Source organism: Jannaschia seosinensis, assembly GCF_001408515.1.
Taxonomy (GTDB): Bacteria; Pseudomonadota; Alphaproteobacteria; order Rhodobacterales; family Rhodobacteraceae; genus Jannaschia; species Jannaschia seosinensis.
On the sequence record NZ_CYPR01000235.1, the window covers coordinates 1 to 9,616 of the forward strand.

Annotated in this window: 7 protein-coding genes and 2 pseudogenes; 4 read left to right on the forward strand and 5 right to left on the reverse strand. The window is 60.4% G+C overall.

Features of this window, described 5'->3' with window-relative positions:
* Positions 1-229: pseudogene (locus JSE7799_RS21915) on the forward strand (IS6 family transposase); the annotation flags it as partial.
* A 42-nt stretch (positions 230-271) separates the two neighbouring features.
* Positions 272-565: pseudogene (locus tag JSE7799_RS18020) on the forward strand (integrase core domain-containing protein); the annotation flags it as partial.
* Positions 566-879: 314 nt separating this feature from the next.
* On the opposite strand, the gene JSE7799_RS18025 reads toward JSE7799_RS18020, so the two are convergent.
* The 4 genes from JSE7799_RS18025 to JSE7799_RS18040 all read right to left on the reverse strand — a co-directional run bounded on the left by JSE7799_RS18025 (position 880) and on the right by JSE7799_RS18040 (position 7,624).
* Positions 880-4,038 (reverse strand): right-handed parallel beta-helix repeat-containing protein, encoded by a 3,159-nt coding sequence (locus tag JSE7799_RS18025; protein WP_055664852.1) that lies wholly within the window; start codon positions 4,036-4,038, stop codon positions 880-882.
* Positions 4,039-4,360: 322 nt separating this feature from the next.
* Positions 4,361-5,242 carry a CpsD/CapB family tyrosine-protein kinase gene (locus tag JSE7799_RS18030; protein ID WP_055664853.1) on the reverse strand — a complete coding sequence of 294 codons (882 nt, stop codon included), beginning with the start codon at positions 5,240-5,242 and terminating at the stop codon, positions 4,361-4,363.
* Positions 5,243-5,252: 10 nt separating this feature from the next.
* Positions 5,253-6,779 (reverse strand): GumC family protein, encoded by a 1,527-nt coding sequence (locus tag JSE7799_RS18035; RefSeq protein ID WP_055664854.1) that lies wholly within the window; start codon positions 6,777-6,779, stop codon positions 5,253-5,255.
* Positions 6,776-7,624, reverse strand: a complete 849-nt coding sequence (locus JSE7799_RS18040; RefSeq protein WP_144431798.1) for an ExeA family protein — start codon at positions 7,622-7,624, stop codon at positions 6,776-6,778. Before JSE7799_RS18040 ends, JSE7799_RS18035 begins: the two co-directional genes overlap by 4 nt.
* Positions 7,625-7,989: 365 nt before the next feature.
* On the opposite strand from JSE7799_RS18040, the gene JSE7799_RS22165 reads away from it, so the two are divergent.
* On the forward strand, positions 7,990-8,898 hold the full coding sequence (locus JSE7799_RS22165) for a sugar transferase (RefSeq protein WP_306455419.1): 909 nt from the start codon (positions 7,990-7,992) through the stop codon (positions 8,896-8,898).
* A gap of 58 nt (positions 8,899-8,956) precedes the next feature.
* On the opposite strand, the gene JSE7799_RS20735 is transcribed toward JSE7799_RS22165, so the two are convergent.
* Complete coding sequence (locus tag JSE7799_RS20735) at positions 8,957-9,229, reverse strand: hypothetical protein (protein WP_144431800.1); 273 nt, start codon at positions 9,227-9,229, stop codon at positions 8,957-8,959.
* Positions 9,230-9,271: 42 nt separating this feature from the next.
* Here JSE7799_RS20735 and JSE7799_RS18050 point away from each other — a divergent pair.
* A partial coding sequence (locus tag JSE7799_RS18050) for an IS6 family transposase (RefSeq protein WP_144431801.1) occupies positions 9,272-9,616 on the forward strand: 345 nt, incomplete at its 3' end.

The following is a 9,616-nucleotide window of genomic DNA, read 5'->3' on the forward strand; positions in this document are numbered from 1 at the left end:
GGGNATAAANAACGGGGAAGAAGCATCGCATNGGCATCCCCGCCGACGAGAGAAGGTCATGGGCGGGTTCAAGTCACCGCGACAGGCCCAGAGGTTCTTATCGACCCACGATCAGACCGACGCCATCTTCCGCCCACGCCGTCACCGCCTCTCCGCCCGTTCCTATCATCACGCAAGACAGGACGCGTTCGACCTATGGGCAGACTACACGACCGAACTGTCCGCGTGAGCGGTCGCCGGCGACACTTTGCTGATCCACATAAAACAACCTGACAATCCCTTCCGGACCTGCAAATATACGCCCGGTTGGCCAACCCGCGGCTTCGCGACGATCGAGGAGGCGCGGATCTGGGTCCAGACCTTCGTCACCTGGTACAACACCGAGCATCGGCACAGCGCCATCCGCTTCGTGACACCCGACCAGCGCCATCGTGGCGAGGAAAAGGCGCTGCTGGCAGAGCGCCACCGCGTCTACCAGATGGCCCGCGCCGTACACCCGGAACGCTGGTCAGGTCAGACCCGCGACTGGCAGCCCATCGGCTCGGTCTGGCTTAACCCCGAGCGACCCGATGCCGGGCGCAGAGGCCATGGGGCTGCCGACGCGCTCCCCCATGAAGCTGGCGGCGGCGGCCCCATGGTCGGGCCAGCCGAACACGCAGCGTGAAAACGAGTGCAGGCGACAACTATCTTGACGAACACCGGGATGAGACACCTACGCTCAACCCCCAGCCAAAAGTCGTAGTGAAGACACAACTGCAAATGGTCCAGTTTGTGGCAATCGAGATATCAGCTATTTTAAAATCTGGCTGAAGTTCGGAAAGCATAATCTTGCGCAAAAGATCCCCCGCTTTTCGCACGCGAAAAACGGGGGATCTTGTTCTAGGCTACGTCGAGGTAGGCCTCGTGGAGTTGAAGCGGGACCGCATCAAGAACCGTTCTGTCGAGATCGATCAAGGACGCCTCAGGCGAAACGCGGGTACCTTCCCATGCCGGAGAGAGGCCAAGAACCTCGAAATCCTCCGACACGATGTTGAAGTCAGTTTTGCCGGTGCCGTCAGAAGTCAGCAACAGCGTCAGTTCGTCCGCATCGTAGTCTAGATAGAAGTGCGCATCCCGCTCGGTTCCAAGCCCTTGCAGCTCAACATCGTCAAACAGGCCGGTCAGTTCGTCAGCAGATAGGAGCGCCAGCTCCGGCGTATCTGCCGTCGTCAGTGCGTCGAGGTCGACTACAAGAGTGCCACCATCAATGTCGATTGCGGAGGCAAGCTGAGAGCCGTCTTCGAACGCGCCACTCCTAAACTCACTGATTCCTCGGATGCCGTCCTTGGCAGTATGGAAGGTCAGCTCCGCCCCGGATTCGATCTCCAGTCGTGCCGAACCATCGCCACCATCGAATCCGACTTTGGCTTCGGTCCCCGTAACAGCCAAACGATCGCCATTCCCAAGAACGAAGGTTGCCCCGTCGGTCGCGAGGATGGTCTGTCCAGACGTCGCCTCCAGATCGAAATTGCCGTCGAATAGTCCGGTATTTGCGAAGCGGCCGCCATCGACGTTGAAATCGAGATGGTCTGTATCGTCATACCCATCCGTCCAGAATTGTCCGGCGCGGTCGATATGGATTTTGCCGCCGCCTTGCCCAACCGAGAGTTCGTTATTGATGGTCAGCTTGCCGTGATGCACGGACAGCTTTCCGCCGTCGCCAAAGACAACATTCTCCAACTCAACCATGCCACCGTAGTTCACTTCGTTCCCGCCAAGATCCACGCTGTCGCCGTCAATGGTGCCGGGCAGGTCCTCGGTGTCCCAGTTCAGGCGATTGTCCCAGCGAAGCCCGTCACCCCGTGCATCCGGCACGAAACGCAAAGTCGCGGCATCGACGCGGCTGTTCTCTTCGATTCCGAAGCCGGCCCGGAAGTAGGAGAGGATGTCTTGTATAGCGGCGTCCTGATCGTTCCCATCAAGGCTGCGCAAATAGTCGCTAAGATCCCCGATCGTCGCCGTTTTCATTCCGAGAAGTTCGGCCGTGTAGCGTTGAATGGTCGTCGTGTTGAGTTGTGTCGGATCAAGGCCCTCAGCGTTGAGGCTCTGCTTCCCCCATCTCCAGATAATTGTGTTGTCGTCGAAGATGCCGTCTTCGCCTTTTCCGTGATGAAGCGCGGAACCGCCTTTCACGGTGTCAGATGCGTCATCGGGATCGTTGGCATGGGCGACGATGTTGTCGATGAGCGTCGTCAGCAAACCTTCATTGCGGATGCCCCAGTCTAAAGCGCCAATATGCGGAACATCCTCTCCGCGGGCCGCCGCCGAGGTCACGATGTTGCCGTTCAACAGGCTGTAATTGCCCACCGGGCCGCGACCTCCGTAGTTGCCGCCCAGCGTGTTCAAGGGGATGTTGTTGTCAAGGAACAGGTTGTCCTCGACAAATCCACCGCCGCGGAACTGCACACCAAAAGACGCACCGCGCATGATGACGGAGTCGCGCATCGTCACATCCTCCGTGTTCCACTGTAGGTACACGTTATGGCTGTACATGCTGGGCGGATGACCACCTTCAATGGAGCCTTCGGCATCGAAATCAGGTGCAAAGCCGTTATGGTCGACGATGTTCCCTTCCAGAAGCAGACCGTTCGTGCCGGAAACGTAGAGCCCACTTTCACGGCTGGCATGCGGCGACCATTTTCCGTCAGACGTCGTATGCTTCGGCTCATCCTGCCATACGTCCAAGATGCGGGAGTTTCGGATGGTGATGCCCGTCAGATTGCCACCGAACCCGCTGATGACGGTTTCGCCACCGGTAAAGCCGACATCGTCGAAGATCACGTTGCTGTGCTGGCCGAGGACGAGGAAGCCGGATTTGATATCCAGTCCTTGGATGACGATGTGCTCGACATTGTCTTGAAAAATCCGCGTCCCGCCCGTCACGACCGGTGCCGAACCCTCGCCCCAAGCGCCGACATGGAGGGGTGCCAGTTCGGACTCACCGCTGGCGCCTCGCGGGGCCAGCCGGCTCGCTTCGTATTCGTGCCCACGCTCAAGCAGAAGCCAGTTCGACGATTCAGATCCGCGCGGGTTGATCCGGTTCCACAACCCAAACCCGACATCTGACGCGAGTGCCATGTCTTCTGTTGCGCCATATTCCGGGTGCTTTTCCAGCCACCAACTGCTGATGGCGCCCTCGTTAAGACCTTCGCGGGCAGCGATATCCGCTTTCGTCAGGCCGTTCCCGGAGACATGGACCTTCCGATGGTTGTCGCCGGACTCGACGATCACATTGCCAGATTCGTCAGTCGCAAGCATGTAGTGGTTGAGACCTGTGCCCCAGCCGCCTTCCTGTGCGCTAGGCGTGACCGAGAAGGTATGTGACGCGGTTTGAACCGTGCCGTCCGGTCCTTCGATTTCCACAGTGAAAGACAGGTCACCAGTCTGAGTGGGGTCGGCAAGAACCAGAGCGAGCGAATTGTCCGGATTGACCGTCAGGCTTCCGAACGAGGGCGGTGTGATCACCCGAACTTCGCCAGGAATGTCCAGGTCAAAGACTGATGTCCGGCCGGCCGAAATCTTCGTGCCCAGTTCGGCAAGGCTGAGAGCAGGCGGATCCTGCGGCATCGAAGGCTCGGGGATGGGAGAGGGGAGCTCTTCCGTCTCTTCGGGCTCTTCCGGTTCGGGCGCTGGCGCAGGTGCGTCCTCTTCAGAGATGTCTTCGGGTTCTTCCGGCTGCGGATCCACCGGGTCCGTCGGTTCGGGAGCGGCATCCTGATCGTCCGGATTTTGGTCGTCCGGCGCGCCCTCTCCGTCATCTGCTAGACTGTTGAACCAGTCGGAGAACGTCTCGCCGGATGCCGGCCAGCCTGAACCGGTTCCCGTCTGAGGCAAATGGGGCAGCTGTTGAAGAAACCGCTCCTGCGCCGCGGAGACAGGCACGGGTGCCGGCGTCGTATCCGTACGGAACACAAAGTCGTCGGGATGCATGGTGTAGCTGGAGGGATCCGCTTGCAGGTCGGTCTGGGACGGGAGGCTGGAAAAGCGGTGGTCTGCCATGACGTGCATCTTTCTTTCAGGCCGTACGAAACTGGTTCCGAGCGGTCGAAGACATCGGTTGAACCGGGATTGCCGGATTGGGGTGCCTTGGTGGGAAGAGGCTTTTTAGGTCTTCCAGCACCAAAAGCTTTTTGACGGTGGAACCGGGGCTTCGCGTGATGTGTTTGAATCGGTGTGGTTGTGGCGGGTGTAGGCTACCGCGCGTCAAGCACGATCAACCTATGACAACCCCAGCTTCTCTGGCATGGTGTCGATTACCGCAACGGCGGAGTTTCCAAGTTGGAGACAATCCGCCGACTGTCAGCTCCCGGATCGGCGGTTTTCAGTCGTAATCGTAATTTCCGATGACCGACTTGCCGGTGTTTATGCGGCACTGGTTAAGAACGGTTCCGAGAACGTTGGTATGTTCCAGAACCTCCCGCTCGCAGGTATCGAGTTGCGCCACCGTGGTTCTCTCGGCTTCCGCAACGATCAGGACGCAATCCACTTCCTTCAGGAAGGCGCGGCTGTCATCGCTGACCAGAAGCGGGGGCAGATCGAACAACATGAGGTCGGGGGCAAAATCTTCCTCGATTTCAGCCAGAATGCGGGTGGCGCGGCGATCCAGCAGGATGGAGGTGGGGTCGCGCGACGGTTTGACCGAGGCCGAGATCGCCACGTTCGGGCCGAACCGGAGGATTTGATCGGCCGCGCCGACCTCGCCCTGCATCAACCGGATCACGTCGTTGGGCGGCTGCAGCCCCAGGCACTTCGCAAGGCTCGGCCGTCTGAGATCCAGCTCGAACAACATGGCATGCAGGTCGGGCTGACGTCCGAACCCGATGGCGATGTTGGCGGCGATGGTGGTCTTGCCGCAGCCCGCCGTCGGCGATGTCACGGCTATCCGGGACCACCCGTTGCGCTCCATCAGAAGGCGCATCTTGGTGCGGAGGATATCGAAAGCTGTCGCATCCCGGTTGGGATACATCGTCAGGATCCTATTGCGCACCAGGAGGTCGGGGTCAGGGACGAACTCCCTGAGCGCGTTCCAATTGGCAGCGGCGGTCGCGGAAAGTCCTGCGGGATCCGCGCCGCCCCTGCGTTGCGCCAGCAGCGGACCACCTGCGCCCGGGTTGGGAGCGGGCGAGACGTCAGGGGGCGTCGGTGCGGCGGCACCCTCGCGTTGCTCACGTGCTTTCTGCAGGGCTCTTTGAAGCTTTTCCATGGGTGTGTCCTCAGCTCAGACCCACCCGGTCGATCACTTTCTGAGCAAGAAGGTCGAGCGGGAGATAATAGGTGTCGATCGCCCAAAGCAGGGCAGGAACGCCAGTCAAGACAACGAGGACGCTGGCGACCTGCAGGCTGCGTCGCCAGAAGCGGCGTCTGGAGCTTTCCAGATAGGGCAGGGTAATCAGCGGCACGATTTCCAGATTCCGGGTCAGTTCGCCTTCGGTTCGAATACTGCGGTTCAGAAGCTCCATCAGGAAAAACAGGCCTGCGGCAAGGGCGAGACCAAACGCGGCACCGGTCGCGACCATCATGGGGCGGTTCGGGCTGGACGGGCTGCTCGGGACGTTGGCAGGTTCGATCAGGGTGATCCGCTGACCGCGGGCCGTCACCTCGATACGCTCGCCGGTACTGGCTTGTGCCAGCCGCTGGACGGCGCGGTCGTATTGGTTGCGGATGTTTTCGTAGTCGCGCTGCAGCCCCTGCAGCGTCACCGCATTCTCCGGGGTGGCGGCGATCGAGGCCTCCAAATCCGCCAGTTCCGTTTCGGCCCTGCTCACGACGATCTCGATGTTCTCCAGCTGACCGTCGATCTGTGCCAGCTGCAGGTCCAGGATGGATTGCGGCTCCGTCTCTGTATCCTGCGGGACCGGAGCGTCGGTGATCCGCTCGCGTAGTTGATCGATGCGTGCCCGCAGGGTCACGACGCGCGGGTTGGTTTCCGAGTACACCGTCAGTGCATCGCTCAGTTCCCGCTCAAGCTCCCGCAGCCGCGCCTGTTCGGGTGTCTGAGGGGTGTCCGGCATGCCTCCGTTCGCTTCGAAGGTCCTGATGATGCGCTCGCGCTGGTCCTCTAGGGACGAACGTTCGCGTTCGGCATTGGAAATCCGTTCCTGCAGCAGGATCTGCCTGTTGAGGCGGAAGTTGAGATCGTCGGGGAGGCGCCCGGTATTCTTGTTCTGGAACTCGGTGATCCGCGCGCTTTGCGCGGAGAGCGCGTTGTCGAGACGATCCACTTCCTGCTGAAAGAATTCGAGCGTGTCCTGCGCCCGGCCGGTGCGGTTCTCGACGCTCGCATTGACGATGCGGGTCACGTACTCGTTGACGACATTGGCGGCGATCTGACCGCTGCGCGCCTCGAAGGCGACGTCGATGAGGGCCGGATCGCCCCGCCCTCCGCCGCTGCTGCTGATGGAGGTCGTCCGGCGCATCGCCTGCACCACCTCGTCGGGCGACAGGCTCGAATAGTCGCGAAAGACCCTTTGATCGCGGGCAATGTCGAGGAGGTTGGCCCGGGTCAGCAATTGCTGCCGGATAATCCCGATCTCCTCCTGGGCACCGATGTTGACGGTGGTGTCCGCCATTTCTCCGGGGATCTGGGGGGCCTGTACCAGAAGCCGCGCATTGGTGCTGTAGGTGTTGGGCACACGCGCCGCCATGACCGCGGCGACCGTCGTGCAGAGAATGAACAGCACCATCATCGCCGGCAAACGGCGCAGGAAGAGTGTCCAGTAGAGCTTCAGATCGATCGTCATTCGGCGGCATCCGAGAATTCGAGAGCCGACAGGTAGATGCCGTCAGCCAGAACTTCCTCGACGACGGAAGCCGAGATGGTTCGTTCGTCGTTGCTGTAGGCGTAGACCATGCAGAAGTCGCACAACTTGTTGACGAGCCGGGGAACGCCGGCCGATTTTTCAAAGATCACGTCGATCGCTTCGGAGGTGAATTCTTCACCGGTACCACCTGCATGCTGCAGGCGGTGCCAGACATAGCGGCCCGTGGTTTCGCGGTCCATCGCGGGAATATGGTAGGTGGCCGTCACCCGTTGGGCGAACTGGCGCATTTTCGGTCCGGTGATCATGTCGCGCAATTCGGGCTGGCCCACAAGGATCAGCTGGATCAGTTCGTCCTTGTTGGCGTTGATGTTGGTGAGCATGCGAAGCTCTTCCAAACCTTCGGCCGACAGGTTCTGGGCCTCGTCGATGACCAGCACAACGCGGCTGCCTTCGCTGTACCGGTCGATGACGAATTGCTGCAGCAGCTGGAATTTGGCCACATAGGGCGCATTCATGTCGTAAGGCACGTCCAGAGCCGAAAGAACCCACTGCATCAACTCGCCCCGGTTGCCTTGGGCGTTCGAGATCAATCCGACGACGTAGCCCTCGTCGATAGTCGAAATCAGCTTCTGGAGCAGGGTCGTCTTCCCGGCCCCGACTTCACCGGTAATCACGGTGATCGGAGCATGGGTCATGAGGCCGTATTCCAGGACCGAGAAGGCTCGGCGGTGCGCACTCGTCCACAGAAGAAAATCGGGGTCGGGCAACAGTGTGAAGGGTCGCTCTCGCAGTCCGAAGAACTTCGCGAACTGCTCGGAATCCATCATGGCGTCCTGTCTCCGGTTCGGGCTCGGGGTGGATCTATAGCCAGACTAAGGCGCCGATGCATCCGCAAACGACCGTATTCCGGCGCCCGAGGCGCAAGATGCTCCGATTTTTCATCGAATCAGCCGCGGGTTACAGGCCGGGCGATGCGGGAAACGTTTTCCGCCACAGCGACAGCCGCGCCGATAGCGTAGCATTGTTTCGTGCAACCGGGACATTTATGAGGCAAGATCGTCACTATTTTGACGTCACGAAGTCTCGCCATACTTGTTGCATCGGATGCAACTTTTTGTTCAGCAACGCTTTTAGTGACAACAGAGCGCTAAGGAAACACGCTGGTTTCACAGTGGAAGCAGGATTTTTTATGACCTTTGCCAAGAAAGCGCCTAAATATGGAGGAGAGGCGCCCCCCAGGGAAGAATCCCGCGATGTGACGGCCACGTCCGACGTTGCTCCACAAGGAGCCGCCAAACCGATTTCGAAGGCGGGTTCGCCCGTCGGCCATGGATTATTTTTCGTACCTCCGCGTGGTTGCGCGGCAAGCAGGATTTCACTGATGTCTATTCATCCTAGGTTTTCGAATGGCTGCACGGCGCAGGCATCGCTCGCCGGAGTCGATGCGGACGTTGCCGGCACCTATGTCGATGGTCCGTCCCGCGGCCGAGCCGGCTTCTACCGCGACTATTTCAAGTACACCTTCGATCTGACGGTCACCTTCGTGCTCGCCTGGATGATCGTCCCCATTGTGGCGGTTCTGGCGTTTCTGACGATGATGGACGGCCATTCCCCGTTCTATACCCAGAACCGCGTCGGCCGCGGTGGACGAGTCTTCCGGATGTGGAAGCTGCGCAGCATGGTTCACGACGCCGATGCCCGTCTGGAAGCCTATCTGGAGGCCAATCCGGCAGCCCGCATCGAATGGGAACACAGCCAGAAACTCAAGAACGACCCCCGGATCACCCGGATCGGCCGTCTGATGCGCAAGACCTCCATGGACGAGCTGCCGCAACTCTGGAACGTCGTCACCGGCGACATGTCTCTGGTCGGTCCGCGCCCGATGATGACAAACCAGCGCGACATCTATCCCGGCCGCAGCTATTACGCTTTGCGCCCCGGCATCACCGGCTTCTGGCAGATTTCCGATCGCAACGAGTGCACCTTCCGCGACCGGGCTCTCTACGACACCGCCTATGAGAGGTCGCTGTCGCTGAAGACCGATCTGACGGTCCTGGTGCGGACGGTGAAGGTTGTGCTGCGCGGCACCGGTTACTGATCCCGGGTCTCTTCCTTCGGACACATGTTGCACGGACAGCATTGCATCTCTGATCACACTACACGACTCCGCAGGGCTTTCGTGCTTCTGGGTTGATCCTCTGCCACGACGCGATGGCGTCGAGGGGATCGGATCTGAGGCGGCTTCGGATGTGGTCGAAGCCGGTTCGAAACCAGGATCTGGCGTAGTGGCCGTGGCTTTTGCGCGGCGGCGCGCGCTTGCCGAGAAGGTCTGCGGCGGCGCGACCGGCCCAGGCAAGGGCAAGCGCGACAAGGGACATGAGCAGAGCGAGTTTGCGTGGATCGGTGAGACGTGTGTCCTCGAGGGGCACTGTCAGGTTGATGGCGTCATGGAAGGCCGGTAGCTCGCTTGGATGCTGAACCTCAACGATCTCTCCCGCCTCAAGGGGTACCGCTTTCCGCGCACCGTCATCGGATACGCCGTCTGGGCGTACCACCGTTTCGCCCTGAGCCTGCGAGATGTCGAAGACCTTCTGGCCGAGCGGGGCATCGCCGTTTCCTATGAGACGATACGGGTGTGGGTCGCGAAGTTCGGGACGCAGTTCGCCGCGAAGATCCGACGCGATCGGCCCTGGCCAGCCGACAAGTGGCATCTCGACGAGGTCGTACTCAAGATCAACGGCACGAAGCATTGGTTATGGCGGGCAATCGACGCGAAAGGCCACGTCTTGGACATCCTCGTGCAGTCATGCCGCGAC

Excerpts from the sequence above, each read along its gene's own strand:
- JSE7799_RS18030 (WP_055664853.1), bottom strand. The coding sequence starts at position 5,242 with ATGGAAAAGCTTCAAAGAGCCCTGCAGAAAGCACGTGAGCAACGCGAG.
- JSE7799_RS22165 (WP_306455419.1), top strand. The coding sequence starts at position 7,990 with ATGACCTTTGCCAAGAAAGCGCCTAAATATGGAGGAGAGGCGCCCCCC.
- JSE7799_RS18025 (WP_055664852.1), bottom strand. The coding sequence starts at position 4,038 with ATGGCAGACCACCGCTTTTCCAGCCTCCCGTCCCAGACCGACCTGCAA.
- JSE7799_RS18035 (WP_055664854.1), bottom strand. The coding sequence starts at position 6,779 with ATGACGATCGATCTGAAGCTCTACTGGACACTCTTCCTGCGCCGTTTG.
- JSE7799_RS18040 (WP_144431798.1), bottom strand. The coding sequence starts at position 7,624 with ATGGATTCCGAGCAGTTCGCGAAGTTCTTCGGACTGCGAGAGCGACCC.